The sequence below is a fragment of the Streptomyces asoensis genome (assembly GCF_016860545.1).
GTDB classification, from domain to species: Bacteria; Actinomycetota; Actinomycetes; order Streptomycetales; family Streptomycetaceae; genus Streptomyces; species Streptomyces asoensis.
The window spans coordinates 582,483-601,876 of record NZ_BNEB01000002.1 but is presented as its reverse complement, the minus strand read 5'-3'; the positions used below and the strand labels follow the sequence as shown (position 1 = coordinate 601,876).

The following is a 19,394-nucleotide window of genomic DNA, read 5'->3' as shown; positions in this document are numbered from 1 at the left end:
CCCCGCGCTACGGCATCCTGTCGCCGAGCAGCGCCAGGTTCTCGATGGCGGCGAGGCCGTAGAGGGCGGTGTCGTTGGTGGACACCCAGGCGGCCTCGCTGCCCGCGACCAGGGTGGCGGGGCCGCTCAGCGGTTCCGTCTTCCACGGCGCCGACTCCAGGTAGCCGTCGGAGTTGTAGAACTTCGCCCAGGCCCGCTTGGCGAGCGTCTGGTCGCCGGTCTGGACGGCGGCGTAGGCGTCGAGCCGCGAGTGGCCCTGGAAGAGCAGCAGGGTGCCGAAGTTGCTGCCGTAGCGCGCCGCCTGTTCCGCCTTGGTGGCGTTGAAGTAGCGGCAGTAGTCGAGGTAGGCCTCCTTGAACTTCGGGATGTCGACCAGGTGGATGAGTTCGGCGCACAGTTCGTTGAGACCGAAGACGGCGGACAGGTGCGAGACGCCGACGACGGGTGCCGTGGCCACGGCGAACTTCCCGGTGTCGAGGTCGTACAGACCGCTGCCCTGCACGAAGCCGTTGGGCTGGGCGCCGATGGTCTCCATCGTGGACAGGACGCGGGCCTTGGCCTTCTCCCACTTGGGGCCCCTGCGTTCCCACTCGGTCAGCCACGCCGACACCAGGCCGCTCCAGTCGGTGCCGAAGCCGATCGACAGGGCGTGCCGGTCGGGCGTGTACGGCTCGGTGCGGATCTTGCGCAGCGGGTCGAGGGCGAGGAAGGTCTCGTCGGAGTCGACGTTGGCGTGCATGAGGTCGCCGACGCGTTCGTCGCCGGTGAGGAAGTAGTAGTAGCGCCGATAGGTGGTGTTGGCGATGCGCTGCTGTTTGGCGCTGTCCGCGTAGTGCTGGACGCCGTGCCGGGTGCCCAGCCCCGCCCACTGGCCGAGGTGGTACACGTCGACCTCGCCGGTGTGCCGGGTCATCGCCTCGGCGAAGCGGAAGATGTCCGCGCGGCCGCTGCGCAGATAGGCGAACCAGAGCCAGAGGTCCGGCGAGAGCTCGGAGTTGTCCCAGGCGTAGCCGCCGATGTCGTACCGCCAGGTGTGCCGGACGGTGTCGTAGGTGTGCATGATGTCGCCGTAGTCCCAGAAGCCGTACCAGCGGCGTTGCTCCACCTGGCCCTTGTAGTAGGTGAAGAGGAAGTCCAGGTGGTCCTCGATCTTCGCCTTGGCGGGGGTGGAGCGGTCCGGTTCGGAGTACAGACCCGGGCCGAACACCTTCGCCTTGATCAGCTGCTTGGGCGGGGCGGCGAGCTGGGGCAGCACCCGCACGGCCTCGACCTGTTCGGCGAGCCTCTCGGGGGCCGGTGTCGACTCGTTGGCCCAGAAGAGGAGTTCGGAGGTGCGGGCGATGCCGTAGGGGGTGCCGAAGCCGGGCTCGTAGTCCTCGTAGGTGATGTTGAGGCCTTCGAGCTGTTCGGGGAAGGTGTCCTGGCCCATGCCGTCGTGGTAGAAGCGCAGGTCCATGGGCTGCGCCTCGGGCGACCAGAGCCAGAGCGTGACCTCGGCCTCGTCGGTGTGCGCGTCGCGGATGTCGAGCTGGGCGGGGTGCTTCTCCCAGAAGTCGCGCAGGCCGAAGGAGAGTCCGCCGCTCGCCCCGCCGACGTACCCGAAGCCGGAGGCGCGCCGGCCGCCGCCCGCGCCGACCCAGCCGTGGCCCTTCTTGGTGCGCTTGCGCAGGGTGAAGCCGTCGGCGGAGAGCTGGGAGAGGGTGTAGTCGCCCCATTCGGGGATGTACTGGAGCCGGGTGGTGACCCGCTGGTCCCAGGTGGCGGGGTCGGGGAGCTTCTGGCCCGCGTACTGGGCCGCCTGCACCGCGGCGCCGGGGTCGCGGCGCAGACCGGTGATGCCCTTGACCGCCTCGCGCAGCAGACCGGTGCCTTCGCCGCCGACGCGGATGTGGCGGTCGTAGGACTCGTCGCGCATCGGGACGGTGAAGCGGACGCCCAGTCCCCGGACGAAGTCGCCGCTCGCCTTGCCGGGCTCCTGCTTGCCGTCGTAGGTGATGGTGTGCACCATGCGGAAGGAGTCGGCTCCCGCGTAGAAGTACAGGCGGATGGAGAACGGGAGCCAGCTGCGGCTACCCTTGCGGTGTTTGCCGTCGATGCGGACGACCGCGCGGACCGGGCCGGTCTGCTCGACGGTGACGCCGTCGATGGCGCCCTCGAAGCGCTCGGTCTTGACGGTGCCCTGGTCCTCGTCCTCGATCTCGGGCTGCCGGATCAGCACGAGCCGGCCGTTTTTGGCGATCTCGGTGGAGCCGCGGGTGACGGACTTGACGATCGTGGCGCCCGACTTGGCGATCCGCACGGTGATGACACCCGTCGACACGTCGACGGTGCCGCCGCTCTTGTCGACGGTGACCTTCTTCGCGGGTGCAGCCGGGGTGCCGGCGGCGAGGGTGAGCCTGCCGGAGCCCGAGCCGACGGCGTGGGCCGTCCACTTCAGGGATCCGTCCGGCCAGTAGGCGAGCGGCCAGGACTGTACGGGGACGTCCTTGCCGTCGGCGTCCGTGAGCGCGAAGGTCTGGTCCTCCTGGAAGGTGCCCATGGGCCAGGGCACACCGAGCGTGGAGCCGGGTGCGGCGCCGAGGCCGCCGTCCTCCAGCCAGTCCAGGGTGACGGGATCGGCGTCGGCCGCGGCGGCTCCGGGCGCGGCCTGCGCGTCCTTGGCGCCCAGAGCCCAGCTGAACTGGGCGGCGGCTCCGGCGACGGCGGCCGCCTTGAGGAGGGACCTACGGGGGATGGGAGACATGGGATGCAGCCTTTCCTTTCCGTGCGCGTGCAGGGTGGTCAGGGGCATGACAGAGAGAGACGCGGCGCCCGGGGCGCCGGCCTGGTAGGAGGACACGGCGGTCAGCGGTGCCGGTACCGCTCCTCGACGGCGACGGCCGCCGCCGCGACGGCCCCGAGCACGGGGACCGCCAGCGGGGCGACGAGCAAGGCGGACGCGGTGACGACGGCCAGCCCGCAGACCACCAGGAACGACCCGGCGGGATCGAGCACGGTCCGGCGGACGGCGTCGGCGAGCAGCGCCCGCCAGGCGCGGTCCGGGGTCCAGACGGCCGCCGCCCGCAGCAGCGCCACGGCGAGTCCGATCAGCGCGAGGACACCGACGGCCCCGACGAACGGCCCACCGGGGAGGCCGGCCCGCACGGCCACGACGTCCAGCCGGACCACGCCGGCGGCCGCCCATCCGGCGAGCCCGACGACCCATCCCCCGCGCAGCGCCGTCCGGAAGTCCGTGACGAACTTCCGCAGGCCGCCGTCCTCGTGGGTGGTACGGCGCCGCAGATGCCGGGCGCCGGCCGCGAAGGCAGCGGGGTAGGTGACGACCCCGAGACAGGCCACGGCGATCCACACCCCGGTGAGCAGACACTCGGCGAAGACCGCGAAGCGCTCGCCGAACACGGACTCCCTGCGGCGGGAACGGGCCTTCACCCCTGCTTGCGCCATGGTGACCGCCTCAGCCCTTCAGTCCGGAGGTCGCCATGCCGTCGATGAGGTAGCGCTGGAAGGCCATGAAGAAGGCGATGACCGGAACCAGCGCGACCAGCGACATCGCGATCATGCTGCCGTAGTTGGAGATGCCCTCCTGGTCGCGGAACATCATCAGGCCCAGCGAGACGGTGTACTTGGACGGGGTGTTGAGATAGATCAGCGGCCCCATGAAGTCGTTCCACGCGTTGATGAACGTGAAGATCGCGCTGGTGATGACGGCGGGACGGCTCAGCGGCAGCACGATGGACCAGTAGGTCCTCAGATGCCCGCAGCCGTCGAGCTTGGCGGCCTCGTCCAGCTCGCGCGGCAACCCCCGCATGAACTGCACCATCAGGAAGACGAAGAACGCCTCCGTGGCCAGGAACTTCCCCGCGACGAGCGGCACGAGCGTGTCGATGTAGCCGAGGTTGCGGAACAGCACGTACTGCGGGATGAGCAGCACGTGGTACGGCAGCAGCAGGGTGCCGATCATCAGGGTGAACAGCAGATTCCGACCGGCGAACCGGATCTTGGCGAAGGCGTAGGCCGTCAGCGAGCTCGAGAGCACCACCCCGACCACGGCCAGGCCCGCGTACATCAGCGAGTTGCCGAAGAAGCTGGTGACGGAGATGCCGGAGATGCCGTCGGCGAGCCCGGAGAAGTTCGCCCAGACCGGCTTCGTGGGCAGCAGGTCCAGGCTGGCGATGATGTCCTTGCTCGGCTTGAACGAGGCGCCGAGCACCCAGACGACCGGGTAGAGGACGACCGCGAGCACGAGGATCGCGCCCACGTGCCAGACGAGGGATCCGACGCGCCGCCGCTCGGGCGCGGGACGCACGGCGGGACTGGTGGCACTGGTCACTTGGCGGCCTCCTCGTAGTGCACCCACTTCTTCTGCGACCAGAACAGGACCGCCGTGACGAGCGCCACCGCGACCACCAGCGTCCAGGCCATCGCGGAGGCGAAGCCCATCTGGGCCTCCTTGAAGCCCTTCTGATAGAGGTAACAGGTGTAGACGAGGGTGGCGTCGGCCGGTCCGCACCGGGTGTCGGAGACGACGTAGGCGGAGCCGAACACCTGGAACGCGTGGATGGACTCCAGCAGCACGTTGAAGAAGAGGACCGGGGAAATCATCGGCAGGGTGATGTTCCAGAACCGCCGGAACGGGCCGGCCCCGTCCATCTCGGCGGCCTCGTACAGCTCCTGCGGCACCTGCTTGAGCCCGGCCAGGAAGATGACCATCGGCGCGCCGAACTGCCAGATGCTCAGCGCCACCAGGGCGTACAGGACGTAGTCCGGGTTGCCGATCCAGCCGCCGATGTCGAGCCCGAAGACCTTCTGCGTACGGTCCACGACGGCGTCGTCGGAGAACAGCGCCCGCCACACGAAGCCCACGGAGACGCTCGCGCCGATCAGCGACGGCATGTAGAACGCGGCCCGGTACAGGGCCTGCCCGCGCCGCTTCTGCGCCAGGAGCAGCGCCACCCCGAGGGCGAGGAGCAGCTTCAGCGGCGTGGCCACGACGACGTACTTCAGGGTGACCTCGACCGACTTCTGCCAGCGCGGGTCCTGGAACATCGTCGTGAAGTTGTCGAGGCCCACCCACTTGGGCGGCGTGAACAGGTTGTAGCTGGTGAACGCGTAGTACAGCGACGCGATCATCGGCCCCGCCGTGAGCAGCAGGAATCCCGCGATCCACGGCGACATGAAGAGATAGCCGGCGAGGTTCTCGCGGCGCCGCCCGCGCCGCCCGGCGACAGGAGCGGCGGACCGCTTCTTCGCCGGGCGCGCGGGCGCTTCCTTGACGAGCGTCATGGTGGTACGTCCCCTCAGCCCGCGAACGCGGCCTTGGCCTCGCTGAACAGCGCCTTCGCGGCGTCGGCCGGCTTGGTCTTGCCCTGGGCGACCTCACCGCCGATCCGCAGGAAGGCCGCCTCGATGACGTCCGCGCCGGACGGGTGCGGGGTGATCTTCCCGAGTACGCCCGCCTTGGCGACCTCGTCCTCGTAGGCCGCGACCCCCTTGTTCTGGGCGTCGGCCGGCTTGAAGGCGGTGTACTGCTCGGTGGTGGCGAGGATGCCGCGGTCGTATCCCATGATCTTGCCGACCTCGGGGTCGTGGACCATGAAGTCGATGAACTGCGCCACTTCCTTCGGGTGCTTCGTCCCGGCGAAGGCGCTCAGCATCAGCGAACCGAGGTACTGACCGGTGTCCTTGCCGTTCGTGGTGGGGATCGGGGCGAGCCCGTAGTCCGAATCGCCCTCGCCCTGGTAGCGGATGGAGAAGTTGTCCCAGGTGAACTCGGAGGCGGCGAGGCCGACCGAGAGACCGGACTTCGGCTTGACCTGCTCGATCTTCTTGGGGTCGGCGACCAGCCCGGACTTCACCCGCTTGTAGCCGTCCTCCCACCACTGCGTCAGGTCGGCCTCGGTGAAACCCAGGTCGCTGGCGGTGAAGAAGGCCTTGCCGTTCTGGCGCAGGTACAGATCGTAGAGGTACATGATCGCGAAGTAGCCGGTGTCGCCGGCGATCTTCAGCTTGTCCTGGATCTTCTGGAGCGCGGCGAAGTAGTCGTCCCAGGTCCAGCCGAACTTCGCCTCCACGCCCGCCTTCTGGAAGGCCTTGAGGTCGATGACGAGGGCCATGGTGTTGGCGCCGACCGGGATGCCGATCTGCTTGCCGTCGACCTGGCCGTTGGCGAGAACGCCGTTGCGGAAGTTCTCCAGGTTCAGGTTCCCCGCGTCCGCCTGCGACTTGAGGTCCATCAGAACACCGCGCTTGTCGTACTTGCGCAGAAAGCCCACCGCATTCTGGAAAACGTCCGGCGGATTCCCGCCGGAGGCCTGGGTCTGGAACTTCTCCCAGAACGCCTCGTAGTCGGTGAATTCGGGCTTGATCTTGATCTTCGGATACTTCTTCTCGAAGAGCGCGATCGACTTCTTGATGGCGATGGTCCGCGGCTCGCCGCCCCACCAGGCGTAACGGATCGTCACCGTCCCGTCCGCCGACGTGCCGCTGTCTCCCCCGCACCCGGTGGTCGCGGCCAGGCCCAGTGTGGCCGCCGTCGCCCCCGCGGCCTTCAGGATCGTTCGCCTCTCAACATTCCTGCTGGTTCGCACAGTAGGGCCCTCCCCGCAGCGTCGTTGCCGCTTGCATGAATCGTTTCAAGAAAGCGCTTGCTGGCACAAGGTACGAGGGGGTTGAGAGAGCGTCAATGATTCGGACAGGAATTTCTTACGCGCGGGTCGCGGGGTGAACTCCGTTCGCCGGGACGACGGAGCGGCGGCGGTCACGTGAACGCGCAGGTGGGGGGCGGTTGTTCGATGCGCCGAACGGTGGGGTGGGGGGCGGAAGGGCGGTGGCGGAGGGGCCGAATCCGGGCTGGGGAGGTTGAGTTGGGGTGAGTGAGGGGTGTGAGGCGGGGGCGCGGGATGGGGGCGCAGGGCGGGGGGTGTGGGGTGGTCGGCCGAGAGCGGGGGTGACGGCAGGGTGGGGGTGCCGGGGGGAGAAGCTCAACCCGGCGACGGAAGGTGGAAGGTCCGGCGCGGGCTCCGGCAGGCAGGTCCGGGCGGGTGCCGGGTGACGGCCGTCGGGTGGGGTGGGACTCGGGGAGAGGCGACGAAAGCTGGCGACCTGGGCCGAAAGGCCCGACGGGTGCGCGGCGTGGCGGATCGGGTGGCGCGCGGCAGGCACGCGACCGAGGGCGACGCCCGGAGGGCGCGGGCGCGGGACCAAAGTGCAGGTCGGGGCGGGTGCCGAGCCGGGAACCGGCGGGTGGGCGAGGTGGGCGCCTGGGGGGGGGCAGGCGGCGGGCGGGGGCGCCCCGCGCGGCAGGCGGCAGGCGGCAAGCGGCAGGTGGGCGAGGTGGGCACCCGGGGGCAGGCGGCGGGCGGCAAGCGGCAGGTGGGCGAGGTGGGCACCCGGGGGCAGGCGGCGGACGGGAGGCGCCCCGGCGGCAGGCGGCAGGTGGACGGGACGGCCCCCGGTGACGGCCGTCCGGCGGGCCGGCCGAACGCCCGGGTCTTGGCCGTCAGCCGACGGGCGGGACGGGCGCGCGGGCGGCAGGCAGCCGACGGGCGGGACGGGCGCGCGGGCGGCAGGCAGCCGACGGGCGGGACGGGCGCGCGGGCGGCAGGCAGCCGACGGGCGGGACGGGCGCGCGGGCGGCAGGCAGCCGACGGGCGGGACGGGCGCGCGGGCGGCAGGCAGCCGACGGGCGGGACGGGCGCGCGGGCGGCAGGCAGTCGGCGGATGGGACGGGCGCCCGGGTGACGGCCGTCAGGTGGGCTGTCACCCGGATGACGGCCCGAAGGCGCGGCACGGGATCGGGCGGGGGCGGGTCGGTGGCCTGAACCCGGGGGCCGGACAGGTACGGGGTGTGACGGGTGGGCGGCCGCCCGGGGAACGGGACGTCGCGGGCGGGGCCGACGGCATATGACGGACGCAGGGCCGGTGAGCGGGCCCGTCGGCGCCGACGACGGGCGAGGGGCGCGAGCCGGGAGAACGGCGTCGGCCCGACCGCGTGATCGCAGTCGGGCCGACGTTCCGGGTGGGCGATACTGGGTTCGAACCAGTGACCTCTTCGGTGTGAACGAAGCGCTCTCCCACTGAGCTAATCGCCCGGACGCAGGAAGAACATTACCCCATGTCAGGGGATGGCTGTGACCACGACGGGTCGGTCCCCGCGCCGCCGCCCGGGATCACTGATCCTTGATCTTCCAGGGCATCTCGAAACCGAACTTCCACACGTAGACACCCACCAGGACCGAGATGATCACGAGGCCGATCACGGTCAGGACGATGTTGCGCCGGCGCACCTTGGGGTCCAGCGCGCGCTGGGCCGCCTCGGTGACCTTGCGCTTGGTCCAGCGGAGCGCCAGCTGCGCCCAGACGAACTCGGTCGCCCAGATCGCCATGCCGCCGAAGATCACGACCCAGCCCGGTCCGGGCAGCGGCAGCATGATGATGCCGGCGACCACGACGGCGAGGCCGATCACGAAGACGCCGACCTGCCAGCTCAGGTGGAGGGCCCGGCGCGCCTTGACGAATTCGGGGGCCCTGGAGCCGAGCCCCTGGCCGTCCCCGGCCTTCGCCCGGTCCGATTCCGTGCCGTCCGCCGCCGCGATCGCCTCGCCCGGCTCGTTACTCCCCGTGTTCATACAGCCTGACCCTACCCGAGAGAATCCGGTCACCGGAATGGTGGTACTGGGCGAACGCACTGTCGGCCGGAAGAGTTACGTAAAGGCACGCAAAACACTCAGAGGGGTTTACAACGGCACCGTAGGTGGCATGTCGATTTCGCCGACGTGCGAATCCCCGAGCGCACACTGAGCGAAAGGCCCTGGCGCTTATGAACACCACGGTCAGCTGCGAGCTGCACCTGCGCCTCGTTGTGTCGAGCGAGTCATCCTTGCCTGTCCCCGCAGGCCTGCGGTACGACACGGCCGACCCCTACGCCGTGCACGCCACCTTCCACACCGGTGCCGAGGAGACCGTCGAGTGGGTGTTCGCCCGCGACCTGCTCGCCGAGGGCCTGCACCGGCCCACGGGCACCGGCGACGTCCGTGTCTGGCCGTCGCGCAGTCACGGTCAGGGCGTCGTCTGCATCGCCCTGAGCTCTCCGGAGGGCGAAGCCCTGCTCGAGGCCCCTGCGAGGGCCCTGGAGTCCTTCCTGAAGCGGACGGACGCCGCCGTGCCACCCGGCACGGAACACCGGCACTTCGATCTCGATCAGGAGCTCTCGCACATCCTGGCGGAGAGCTAGGGCGAGGCTCACACCGAGCTGCCCGGCGCCGTCCACTCGGGGAGACGGCTCGGGCCAGGACAACCGAATAGGGCATGCGCCGACGCCGCGCCACGGGTTGCCGTGGGGCGGCGTCGGCGTGCTCACCGGGGCACCCGTCGCCCTGCTCACGGAGGGTGCGCGGGGTCTCCCCCGGCCCGGCCGCACCGGCGTCCGCGGGATCCGCTCCTCGCGCGGCCCTTGCCCGGCGGCCCGGTACGGCTACCATCGGCCAGCATCGGCGGGCGCCCGCCCGACCCCAGGCCAGGGAGCGAAATGTGCTGATCACCCACGACACCCGGTGCGCGCTGGACGCCGTGGTGGAACTGGTGAACACCGCACCGGAGGACGAGACGGCTCCGGACGCGCTGCCGGATGTCGCCGCCCTCGCTGATTTCGTACGAAAGCACGAGATCAGCGATGTGGGCGTGCTCTCCGAGTTCGACCTGTCCGCGGTACGCAAGATCCGTGGACGGTTCGCCGGGATCTTCGCGGCGTCGGACCCGCGCGTCGCCGCCGGGCTGATCAACGAGTTGGTCGCGGCCGCGGGCACCACGCCGCGCCTCACCGACCACGACGGCTACGACTGGCACGTGCACTACTTCGCGCCCGGCGCCTCCGTCGCCGACCACCTGGCGGCCGACTGCGGCATGGCGCTGGCGTTCTTCGTGGTGGCCGGCGAACAGGAGCGGCTGCGCCGCTGTGAGGCGCCGGACTGCCGGCGTGCCTTCGTGGACCTCTCCCGCAACCGCTCCCGGCGGTACTGCGACAGCCGCACCTGCGGCAACCGTCTGCATGTCGCCGCCTACCGGGCGCGTCGCAAGGAAGCGGCGGGCTGACGGCGGCCGGCGCACCAGGTCACCTCGGCCGGCCCGCTTCAGGGCGTCTTTTCGGCCCACCCGGCCCACCGGGTCGCCTCGGCCGGTCCGTCCCGCTCGGCGGGAGCCCGGCTCACACGGCGCACGCGGCACCCGGGGCAGCGCGGCACTGTCGTGTCGGTCGATGCCGACGCGGCCCCGGCGGGTGACGCCGGGGACCGCGGGTACGGCTCAGAGCAGCAGCAGATCATGCAGCGAAGCCATGAGCAGCAGACACCCGATCACCGCAAGGAAGATCATCAGCGGTGGCTGGGAAAGGGCGAAGAGGCAACCGCGCGGCTCGTCCTGCTCCGGCGGGGCGTCGCTCTGTGTCGTGTCCAGCATCTCGCGGGCGATGATGACGTAGGGGACGCCCCTCGCGCGATCACGCGCGCGGAATGAACGGGAGTGCGCCGATTCCGTGAGGGCGCTGTCGGGCGGTGATCACTTCCGCGCGCGGGCGGGGCCGACTGTGTCGTTTCGATCACCGGACCGCCGCTCGGCCCCGGGTCCATCGGCTCGCGCGGTCCGGCCGGCGTGGTTCACCCGGCGTGATTCATATGCCGTGCTTCTTGAGGATGGCCTCGATGTCGCTGAAATCGTCGGAGCCGCCGGAGCCGCCGGTCGCGCGGGGGGCCGCCGCGGGCCCGGACGCCGGGCGGGAGCCCGACTGTCCCAGGGAGGGCGCGGAGGCGGCGGGAGCCACGGCCTCGGCCCGGGCCGAGCGGGCCGCCGCTCTGCGTTCCTTGCGGGTGCCGCCCCGGCGGCGCTCCACCGCGCGGGTGGTGGCGAACAGGGCCCAGGCCCCGCCGAGGACGGCGAAGCCCGCCCAGGCCGTCGGACTGAAGGCGGTGTCGGCGAGCCACTCGACGATGCCCGTCATCACGAGGCCCAGCGGCACGAGGGAGTAGGCCGCGATACGGGCGGCCGCCAGATAACGCTTGCGGTAGGCCGTGACCACCGCGATACCCAGGCCCACCGCGGCGACGGCGGAACAGACGGTCTCGGCAATCATCCGGTCCTCCAGGCTTCGGCTCACTCGGGCAGAGGTCACGCCGACTCGGCGCGCGGCCGGTGAGGTCCGCGCCTCGTCCCTTCCATCCTGCACCTGCGCACCACTCGCGGGCCATCCTCCGGCCGGACATCAGGGACATCTCCGGGTCGGCTCCTCCGCAGGTGCCGCACCCCACGTACCGCCGGGGAGAGATCGAGAGGAACTCGGGGGGAACTCGGGGACGACGTCGTCGGTGCCGGACTCGCGGTCGGCGGATCCGCGGTCGGCGCGGGCCGGTCGGCGGATCCGCGGTCCGGGTCGGTAGGGGCCCGCGCGGGCTGGGAGACTTGTCCCATGAGCGACTCGTCCCCGACCTCCTCCCCCGCCCCGGCACCGTTGCCCGCGTCCGGCACGGCCGGCCGTCCCGCCGTCGTCCTCGACATCTGGTGCGAGCTCCAGTGCCCGGACTGCCGCGGCGCTCTCGACGACCTGCGCGCCCTGCGCGAGCGGTACGGCGACCGGCTGGAGCCGCGCCTGCGGCACTTCCCGCTGGAGAAGCACAAGCACGCCTTCGCCGCCGCTCAGGCCGCCGAGGAGGCGCTGGAGCAGGGCCAGGGGTGGCCGTACATCGAGGCCGTACTGGGCCGGGCCGAGGAACTGGACCGCGGGGGCGAACCCCTCCTGGTCGAGATCGCCCGCGAACTCGGTCTCGACGCCGAGGAGTTCGACACCGCCCTGATCGACGGACGGCACATCCTGATCGTGGACGCCGACCAGGCCGAGGGCAAGGCGATCGGCGTCACCGGCACCCCGACGTACGTCATCGGCGGAGAGCGCCTCGACGGCGGCAAGAGCCAGGAGGGGCTGCGCGAGCGCATCGAGGAGATCGCCGACCGGCTGCTGGCCGAGCAGGTCTGAGACGGCCGGGGCCCGAGCAGGCGCGTCAGAGCAGGTTCTTGTACATCGAGTGGGTCACGGGCAGGTAGCCGAGCGACTCGTAGAGCCGCTCGGCCGGGGTGTTGCCGGCGAAGACGTTGAGGCCGAGGACGCGCTTGCCGGCGGCGACAGCCTGGGCCTCCGCCAGCAGCATCAGGGAACGTCCGTGGCCCCGGCCGCGGAAGGACTCGTCGGCCTCGACGTCGTAGACGAAGGCCTTGTCCCCGAGGAGCGCCAGCCACAGCGTGCCCACTCGGGTGCCGTCGTGCTCCAGGACGCTGAACAGCATGTCCTGCGTCGCAAGACCCTGCGGCAGCAGCGTCTCGTGGTCGCGCCGCGACCGGTCCCACGCCTCGTCCTCGGGCATTCCCCGGTCCGCCCAGTCGCGCGCGTAGGAAGCGACCTCGTGCTCGCGCCAGGGCAGGTACTCGGCCTCGGTCATGGGCCTGCCCCGGCTGCCGTCGGGCAGCCGGGGCGCGGTGGCGTCGAGCGGCTTCTCCATCCCGCGGTTGCGGTGGACGTAGCCGAGCGCCGTCGCGAGCCGGAGCGCGTGCCCCGCTTCGGCGGGCACCGTGACGTCGATCCGCCCGCAGCCCCAGCCGCGGGCCACCTCCTCGGCGGCCAGCGCGGCCACCGTGCCCCGGCCGCGGTGACGGTCCGGTTCGTCGATGCGCAGGTCGGTGATCCGGGCGGCCCGGGTGCCGGAGGCCGCGGAGGCGGAGAGGTGGACCGATCCGACGGGACGGCTGTTCACGCAGACCTGGTAGTGGCGCGACAGCGCCCCGTCGGCGGTGCGCTGAAGCGGCTCGGTCGGCCGCAGGGTCGTGGTCATCAGGGGCTTTCTACCCGCCAAGGCGGGCGACGTCAGCCTGTTTTCCCCGGGTCCGCACGAACCCGTGCCGCCGGCCCGTCACTGCATGCGGCCGCGTCCGGGTGCGCGTGCGGGCCGCTTCGGGTGTCCTACGGGTCGAGGTCGTCGCCGGAGCGCTCGGTGAAGATCCGCATCGCCTTGGCGGTCACCGGCCCCGGCGCGCCCGGCAGTTCGCGCCCGTCGACGCGGTGCACGCCCTGGACGTCGCGCAGGGTGGAGGTGAGGAAGACCTCGTCGGCCCGCTCCAGCACGTCCAGCGGCAGGTCCGTCTCCTTCGCGCCGGTCCACTCGACGGTCAGTTCCCGCGTGATGCCCGCGAGGCAGCCCGAGGCGAGCGGCGGCGTGTGGATCTCGCCGTCGAGGACGACGAAGACGTTGGACCCGGTGCCCTCGCAGAGCCGCCCGGCCGTGTTGGCGAACAGGGCCTCGGTGGCGTCGTGTTGGTGGGCGCGGGCCAGGGCGACGACGTTCTCGGCGTACGAGGTGGTCTTCAGGCCGGTGAGCGCACCGCGTTCGTTGCGGGTCCACGGGACCGTGATGACGGCCGTGGAGTCGGCGCGCCGGGTGGTCCCGCCGAGGGCGACGACGAGGGTGGGGCCCTGTTCGCCGCGGTCCGAGCCGAGAGGGCCGTGGCCGCCGGTGTAGGTGATGCGGAGCCGGCCGAGCGGCACCGGGTTGGCCTCGACGACGGCGGCGCAGGCGCGGCGGATCTCGTCGTGGTCGGGATCCGGCAGGCCGAGCCCGCGCGCGGAGCGGGTCAGCCGGTCGAGATGGCGGGTCAGCGCGAAGGTCGCGCCGTCCACCGTCTTCACCGTCTCGAAGATGCCGTCGCCCACGGTCAGCCCGTGGTCGAAGACGGAGACACGGGCGGACCCGCTGTCCTGGAGTCCGCCGTCGAGCCAGATCTTCACGTCAGTCCTTCTTCCTCGACCTCGTACGGTCCCGTCGTCCCGCACGGTCCCGTCGCCTCGTACGATTCCCTGACCTCGTACGCCCCTGTGACCTCATGGGTTCCCGACGCTATCGCGAGCAGCCGGGAGGCCTTCAGCTCGGTCTCCGCCCACTCCGCCTCGGGGTCCGAGCCCCAGGTGATGCCCGCTCCGGTGCCGAAGCGGAGCAGGGCCGAGTCCGCGGAGGGGCGGTCGATCCAGAAGGTGCGGATGCCCACCGCCAGCTCGCCCGTCCCCCGGTCCGCGTCGACCCAGCCGATGCCGCCGCAGTACGGGCCGCGGGGCGCCGTCTCGAGCGCGTCGATGATCCGCAGCGCGCTGGACTTGGGGGCGCCGGTGACCGAACCGGGCGGGAAGGCGGCCTCGACGAGTTCGGGCCAGCCGGCGCCCTCGCGCAGTTCGCCGCGGACCGTGGAGACGAGGTGGACCAGGCCCGGGTGCTTCTCGACGGCGCAGAGGTCGGGGACGGTCACCGTGCCGGTGGCGCAGACCTGCCCGAGGTCGTTGCGGACGAGGTCCACGATCATCACGTTCTCGGCGTAGTCCTTGTCGAGGAGGTCCGCCTCGGTGCGCCCGGTGCCCTTGATGGGGCCGGACTCGACGACCCGTCCGTCGCGGCGCAGGAAGAGCTCGGGGGACGCGGTGGCCGTCTCGACGCCGTGCGCGGGGAGGCGAATCGTTCCTGCGTAGGGCGCCGGATTGCCGCGTGCCAGCAGGGCGGCGAGGGCGTCCACGTCGGCGTCGGACCCGACCGGCGCGGTCAGCACCCGGCAGAGGTTGGCCTGGTACACCTCGCCGGCCGCGATGTGCTCGCGGATCCGGCGCACCCCCGCCGTGTACGCGGCGCGGTCGAGCGACGACGTCCAGTCACCGGCCGAGGGTCCCCGCCACGCGCCGGGCACCGGGGCGGGTACGGCCTCCTCGCGCAACTCGGCGAAGCGCGCGCAGACCGTCCGGCCCTCGAAGTCGGCGACGACGGCCCAGAATCCGGCACTGCCGAGGGCCGCGGGATCGCTGGTCACGTCCAGGAGGCCGGTGGCGACACGGGTGCCGAAACGGGCGAACGGCGGGAGATCGAGCACGTGGTCGAGTGTATGGCGGGTCCGGCGGGACGCGGTCCCGGCATGTCCCGCATGTTCCGGCCGACTGCCCTGACCAGGCCCTCGATCGGGGACAGCGCAGCACGCTGCGCAAACGCGTTTTTGTGCTGGCCCGGGAATCCGCTAGAGTTCAACACGTCGCCGGGACGCGAGAGCCGACCGGAAACGACAAGCGGACGTAGCTCAGTTGGTAGAGCGCAACCTTGCCAAGGTTGAGGTCGCGAGTTCGAGCCTCGTCGTCCGCTCGAAGGAACAAGGGGTCTTCCCGGTCCCCTGCACTCCTGGTGGAGTGGCCGAGAGGCGAGGCAACGGCCTGCAAAGCCGTCTACACGGGTTCAAATCCCGTCTCCACCTCCAAGGACGATTAGCTCAGCGGGAGAGCGCTTCCCTGACACGGAAGAGGTCACTGGTTCAATCCCAGTATCGTCCACTGGATCTTCGCGGATCCGAACCCGCGCGATTAGCTCAGCGGGAGAGCGCTTCCCTGACACGGAAGAGGTCACTGGTTCAATCCCAGTATCGCGCACGCAGCACACACGGTACCCGGGCCGTGGCCCCGAGGACGATTAGCTCAGCGGGAGAGCGCTTCCCTGACACGGAAGAGGTCACTGGTTCAATCCCAGTATCGTCCACACGCCGAGAACCCCCGGCCGCCTTCGCGGTCGGGGGTTTCTTGTCGATACCGGCTCAGCTGGAGAACAGCATGTGGCCGAAGCTCTTGTGGCGGTGGTGGCCGCCGTAGTGACCACCGCCGTGGTGACCGCCGCCGTGCGGGGCGCCCCAGGCGGGAGCGGCCGGGGCGGCCGGGTACGCCTGCGGGGCTCCCGGGGGCGGCGGCGCCGGCTGGGACCACTGGGACTCGACGCGGGTCAGCGCCTCCAGCTCGCCGTAGTCCAGGAAGATCCCACGGCAGTTGCTGCACTGTTCGATCTGGACACCGTTGCGGTTGTACGTGTGCATCTGGGCGTGACACTTGGGGCACTGCATGGTTCGGCTCAACTCCTCGCCGGTCGGTGCTGTTTCGGCTGCCGCCAGGACAGACACTGTCCGGCTGCGGTCGGTTGCACCCTACTTCGCCGAATCCGCCGCCAACTGCGGGGGGACGAAACCCATTCGGGCACAGGCGTCCACCAGGCACAGCTCGACCTCGTCGAGCGGACGGCCGTCCGCGAGCGCCTTGGTGACGGCCCGTGCCGCACTCTGCACGGTGAGTGCGCGCGCCGGGACGTCCAGGGCGCCCCAGGGATCGCCGTCGGGCGGCACGGCGGGGCCGTGTCCGCTCCGGTAGGCCGTCAGGAAGCGGGTCCACTCCTCGGCCGGGAGCAGCCCGCACGCGTACCAGGCGGCGGGGCGGGCGAGATCCCAGGCCGGGACGCCGACGCCGAGATCGTCCACGTCGATCAGGCGCCAGGGGCCGTCGGGGGCCGGGTGGCGGACGAGCTGGCCGAGGTGGAGGTCACCGTGGCAGACGGAGCCGGCGCCGGGCGCGGGGGCCTCGCCGCGGGCCCAGCCGGGGAGCGCGCGCCAGGCGGACAGGACGGGGGCGACGGCCGGATGCGGTCCGGCCGCGCGCAACCGGGCCACGGCGTGGGCGGCCTTCGCGGGTCCGCGCATCGCGGGCAGGGCGGCCGGGGCGGGTGCGCGGTGCAGCCGGGCGAGCAAGGTCCCGGCGGCCTCCCAGGGCGCGGCGTCCGGGTCCTCCGGGTCCACCGGGGTGCCGTACGGCCAGAAGGTCACCAGGCGTCCGTGCAGCGGGGTCGCCGCCGGTGCGAGCGGCGGGAGGAAGACGTCGGGGAGGCGGGCGGCCAGGGCGAGGCGGGGGGCGAGACCGGCCGGGTCCGTGCCGGGGGCGTGGGCCTTGGCGACGGTGCCGGCATGCCGGACGACGGTGGCGTCGGGGCGGTCGGCGAGGGTCGCCGCGCCGCACGGACAGGCCGAGGTGATCTCGTGGGCCCGGGCGCCGGCCCGCAGGGTGAGATCGGTGAGCAGGGGGCGCTCGGTCGCGGGGCTGGTCACGGGGCTCCCAGGGCGGCGGGGTGCGGGTCTCCTCGCGAGGGTACGCAGCCGGACCCCCGCGCGTCGCGGGGCGGGGTGCGGCGGTGCGGGAGTGCGCGGGCGATGTGCGGGAAAAGCAATGCAGGCGCAGCTCCCCAGCTGCGCCTGCATTATTGCCGTCCGCCGCACCCCCGTCCCCACGGGGTTTCATGGGTGGATGTCCCCGCCCGGACCGCTCTTCCGGGCCTGGGGTCGCCGCTCAGCGCCCCAGCATCACTCCCACGGACGACGCCTGTGTGGCCACCGTCTCCCAGCCGTCGAAGACGACGAGGAGCAGGACCGCCAGGGGAAGGGCCATCAGCGTCGCCACCAGGGGGTGGCGACGGCCCGTGCGACGGGGACGCGCGGTGCGTCCCGGAGTGCGGAACGTCGTCCGCGGTGCCGTAAGGGCCATGGTCCCTCTCCTGACCTGATCGGTTGTCCTTTGGCAGCGGCGGGTGTCTGACCTCGGGGGACGAGTGCTGCACCCGCCGCTTGACCTCAAATCTAGGCCGACGGCCGCTGCCGCACGTCATGCCCTCGTACCGATTGCCGGGCCTCCCGGAGGATGAGCCATGACCTGCGGAGTACTCCCCTGGGTGGAGACGCGGCCGCGGGTCTCGGGGTCTTCCCGGAGGGGCTGTCCGGTCCGCTCCGGTTTTCCCCCGCCGAGCGGGGCCGCGGGGGCGGGACCCGGCGTGACTTCACTCACTTCCAGCCCTCCCCGCCAGCGCGTGGACCCCGTCGGGCGGGGCGTCCGGCAGCCCGTCGAGCCGCGGGTCCGCGTCCTGCCGTGGGCAGCTGCGGCGCTTCCGGGACGGTCGTCACCGGCGCGTTCAATCGGCTTTCCGGAAAAGGCGGTTGGGCGCGACCACCGCTCAATGCCCGCCTGTCCGCAGGCTTCCTGATCACCCTTCAACTCCGCCGTCCGGCGCCGACAATCGATCGCCGCGAGAGGGCGCGGCCTCTGCGCGCGAACGGCCGCGGAAACGTAAGCTGTGGCACGTCACACGGACCGGGCAGCGGGGATGAACATGGCGATGATGCGCCTGAGGCGCGAGGACCCGCGCGTCGTCGGCTCGTTCAGGCTTCACCGACGGCTCGGCGCGGGCGGGATGGGCGTCGTCTACCTGGGCTCCGACAAGAAGGGGCAGCGGGTCGCGCTCAAGGTGATCCGGCCCGATCTGGCGGAGGACCAGGAGTTCCGGTCCCGGTTCGCGCGCGAGGTGTCGGCCGCCCGGCGGATCCGCGGCGGATGCACGGCCCGGCTGGTGGCCGCGGACCTGGACGCCGAGCGGCCGTGGTTCGCCACGCAGTACGTACCCGGCCCCTCCCTGCACGACAAGGTCAACGACGAGGGGCCGCTCGGGGCCGCCGAGCTGGCCTCGATCGGGGCGGCGCTGTCGGAGGGGCTCGTCGCCGTCCACGAGGCCGGGGTCGTGCACCGCGACCTGAAGCCCTCCAACATCCTGCTCTCCCCCAAGGGCCCGCGGATCATCGACTTCGGCATCGCCTGGGCGACCGGCGCCTCCACACTGACCCACGTCGGCACGGCGGTCGGCTCCCCCGGGTTCCTCGCGCCCGAGCAGGTGCGCGGGGCGCTGGTCACCCCGGCCACGGACGTGTTCTCGCTCGGCGCCACGCTCGCCTACGCCTCCACCGCCGACTCGCCCTTCGGGCACGGCAGTTCCGAGGTGATGCTGTACCGCGTGGTGCACGAGGAGCCGCATCTGCACGGCGTACCGGACGCGCTGGCGCCGCTGGTGCGGGCCTGTCTGGCGAAGGACCCCGAGGAACGGCCCAGCACGCTCGATCTGTCGCTGCGCCTGAAGGAGATCGCCACCCGGGAGGCCCAGGGTCTCGCCGAGGCACGTCCCCCGGTGCCCCGGGCGGCCGAGGCGGACCGCCCGACGGGCCGCCTCTCCGACGCCGGTCACCCGGAGCGCACGCTGCGTCAGCAGACCGGACCCGGAACCTCGTCGCCGCGCGGCGGGCCGCCGTCGGCACGCGGTCCGGTTCCTTCCCGGGGCGGCGCGCCCCGCGGGGGGAACACCGGACGCGGTGGCGGCGCCGCCTCCTCGCGGTCCGGGGCCCGGCCGGCTCCCCCGCGCGGCACGCGGCCCGGCACCGGACGGCCCGCCTCCCGGACCGGCGGGGCGGGGCGTCCCGGGCCGAGGACCACGGGAACCGGGCGGCGGCCCGCCAACCCGCGTCTGCTGCGCCAGCGGCTGTTCGTGTTCGTCGTGGTGACCCTGCTGGTCGCGCTGGGCATCGCTCTCGTCCAGGGCTGCGAGGGACCCGCGCGCGGGCTCGGCGGCCGGGACGGCGTCGTACGGCAGGAGACGCAGCGCACGGTGCCGCTGCCGGGCGACCCGCTCGGGGACTGATCCGGCGCCCCGCCC

18 protein-coding genes and 6 tRNA genes are annotated in these 19,394 nt (G+C 72.0%); 9 read left to right on the top strand and 15 right to left on the bottom strand.

The features are described 5' to 3' along the window. Positions 1-7: 7 nt before the first annotated feature. From Saso_RS05845 to Saso_RS05815, 7 genes are all read right to left on the bottom strand, one after another. Positions 8-2,743, bottom strand: a complete 2,736-nt coding sequence (locus tag Saso_RS05845) for an exo-rhamnogalacturonan lyase family protein (protein ID WP_189926237.1) — start codon at positions 2,741-2,743, stop codon at positions 8-10. Positions 2,744-2,844: 101 nt separating this feature from the next. Continuing rightward, entirely contained in the window at positions 2,845-3,444 is a 600-nt protein-coding gene (locus tag Saso_RS05840) for a hypothetical protein (RefSeq protein ID WP_189926239.1), read from the bottom strand. 10 nt (positions 3,445-3,454) lie between these two features. Continuing rightward, positions 3,455-4,330 (bottom strand): carbohydrate ABC transporter permease, encoded by an 876-nt coding sequence (locus tag Saso_RS05835; protein ID WP_189926240.1) that lies wholly within the window; start codon positions 4,328-4,330, stop codon positions 3,455-3,457. Continuing rightward, on the bottom strand, positions 4,327-5,283 hold the full coding sequence (locus Saso_RS05830; RefSeq protein ID WP_189926242.1) for a carbohydrate ABC transporter permease: 957 nt from the start codon (positions 5,281-5,283) through the stop codon (positions 4,327-4,329). The genes Saso_RS05835 and Saso_RS05830 overlap by 4 nt, the downstream gene beginning before the upstream one ends. 14 nt (positions 5,284-5,297) lie before the next feature. Then, a complete protein-coding gene (locus Saso_RS05825) occupies positions 5,298-6,587 on the bottom strand; it encodes an ABC transporter substrate-binding protein (RefSeq protein WP_189926244.1) in 1,290 nt (429 codons plus the stop codon). A 1,431-nt stretch (positions 6,588-8,018) separates the two neighbouring features. Beyond that, positions 8,019-8,090: transfer RNA gene (locus tag Saso_RS05820), tRNA-Val, on the bottom strand. 78 nt (positions 8,091-8,168) lie between these two features. Beyond that, a complete protein-coding gene (locus Saso_RS05815; RefSeq protein WP_189926246.1) occupies positions 8,169-8,627 on the bottom strand; it encodes a TIGR02611 family protein in 459 nt (152 codons plus the stop codon). A 191-nt stretch (positions 8,628-8,818) separates the two neighbouring features. Between Saso_RS05815 and Saso_RS05810 the strand changes: the two genes are divergently transcribed. Next, a complete protein-coding gene (locus tag Saso_RS05810; RefSeq protein ID WP_004002642.1) occupies positions 8,819-9,232 on the top strand; it encodes an SsgA family sporulation/cell division regulator in 414 nt (137 codons plus the stop codon). Between the two features lie 296 nt (positions 9,233-9,528). Continuing rightward, positions 9,529-10,089 (top strand): CGNR zinc finger domain-containing protein, encoded by a 561-nt coding sequence (locus Saso_RS05805; RefSeq protein WP_189926248.1) that lies wholly within the window; start codon positions 9,529-9,531, stop codon positions 10,087-10,089. Positions 10,090-10,299: 210 nt separating this feature from the next. Here Saso_RS05805 and Saso_RS05800 read toward each other — a convergent pair whose 3' ends face one another. Next, a complete protein-coding gene (locus tag Saso_RS05800; RefSeq protein ID WP_189926250.1) occupies positions 10,300-10,452 on the bottom strand; it encodes a hypothetical protein in 153 nt (50 codons plus the stop codon). A gap of 211 nt (positions 10,453-10,663) precedes the next feature. After that, positions 10,664-11,122 carry a hypothetical protein gene (locus Saso_RS05795; protein ID WP_189926251.1) on the bottom strand — a complete coding sequence of 153 codons (459 nt, stop codon included), beginning with the start codon at positions 11,120-11,122 and terminating at the stop codon, positions 10,664-10,666. Positions 11,123-11,455: 333 nt separating this feature from the next. Between Saso_RS05795 and Saso_RS05790 the strand changes: the two genes are divergently transcribed. Beyond that, complete coding sequence (locus tag Saso_RS05790) at positions 11,456-12,019, top strand: DsbA family protein (protein ID WP_189926253.1); 564 nt, start codon at positions 11,456-11,458, stop codon at positions 12,017-12,019. A gap of 25 nt (positions 12,020-12,044) precedes the next feature. Here Saso_RS05790 and Saso_RS05785 read toward each other — a convergent pair whose 3' ends face one another. The 3 genes from Saso_RS05785 to Saso_RS05775 form a co-directional block, all read right to left on the bottom strand. Continuing rightward, positions 12,045-12,869 carry a GNAT family N-acetyltransferase gene (locus Saso_RS05785; RefSeq protein WP_189926255.1) on the bottom strand — a complete coding sequence of 275 codons (825 nt, stop codon included), beginning with the start codon at positions 12,867-12,869 and terminating at the stop codon, positions 12,045-12,047. A 128-nt stretch (positions 12,870-12,997) separates the two neighbouring features. After that, on the bottom strand, positions 12,998-13,819 hold the full coding sequence (locus Saso_RS05780) for an aminotransferase class IV (protein ID WP_189926257.1): 822 nt from the start codon (positions 13,817-13,819) through the stop codon (positions 12,998-13,000). Further along, positions 13,816-14,940, bottom strand: a complete 1,125-nt coding sequence (locus tag Saso_RS05775) for a chorismate-binding protein (RefSeq protein WP_229901463.1) — start codon at positions 14,938-14,940, stop codon at positions 13,816-13,818. The genes Saso_RS05780 and Saso_RS05775 overlap by 4 nt, the downstream gene beginning before the upstream one ends. A 190-nt stretch (positions 14,941-15,130) precedes the next feature. Between Saso_RS05775 and Saso_RS05770 the strand changes: the two genes are divergently transcribed. From Saso_RS05770 to Saso_RS05750, 5 genes are all read left to right on the top strand, one after another. Beyond that, positions 15,131-15,203, top strand: a tRNA-Gly gene (locus Saso_RS05770). Positions 15,204-15,241: 38 nt separating this feature from the next. After that, positions 15,242-15,315, top strand: a tRNA-Cys gene (locus Saso_RS05765). Between the two features lies 1 nt (position 15,316). Beyond that, positions 15,317-15,388, top strand: a tRNA-Val gene (locus Saso_RS05760). A 24-nt stretch (positions 15,389-15,412) separates the two neighbouring features. Beyond that, positions 15,413-15,484: transfer RNA gene (locus Saso_RS05755), tRNA-Val, on the top strand. Between the two features lie 34 nt (positions 15,485-15,518). Then, positions 15,519-15,590 (top strand) — tRNA-Val (locus tag Saso_RS05750). A gap of 55 nt (positions 15,591-15,645) precedes the next feature. Here Saso_RS05750 and Saso_RS05745 read toward each other — a convergent pair. The 3 genes from Saso_RS05745 to Saso_RS05735 all read right to left on the bottom strand — a co-directional run bounded on the left by Saso_RS05745 (position 15,646) and on the right by Saso_RS05735 (position 17,407). Continuing rightward, positions 15,646-15,945, bottom strand: a complete 300-nt coding sequence (locus Saso_RS05745) for a TFIIB-type zinc ribbon-containing protein (protein ID WP_189926259.1) — start codon at positions 15,943-15,945, stop codon at positions 15,646-15,648. An 81-nt stretch (positions 15,946-16,026) separates the two neighbouring features. Beyond that, a complete protein-coding gene (locus Saso_RS05740) occupies positions 16,027-16,974 on the bottom strand; it encodes a phosphotransferase family protein (RefSeq protein WP_229901464.1) in 948 nt (315 codons plus the stop codon). Positions 16,975-17,212: 238 nt separating this feature from the next. Next, a complete protein-coding gene (locus tag Saso_RS05735) occupies positions 17,213-17,407 on the bottom strand; it encodes a hypothetical protein (RefSeq protein ID WP_189926263.1) in 195 nt (64 codons plus the stop codon). Between the two features lie 613 nt (positions 17,408-18,020). On the opposite strand from Saso_RS05735, the gene Saso_RS05730 reads away from it, so the two are divergent. Next, a complete protein-coding gene (locus Saso_RS05730; RefSeq protein WP_189926467.1) occupies positions 18,021-19,379 on the top strand; it encodes a serine/threonine-protein kinase in 1,359 nt (452 codons plus the stop codon). The last annotated feature ends 15 nt before the right edge of the window (positions 19,380-19,394 follow it).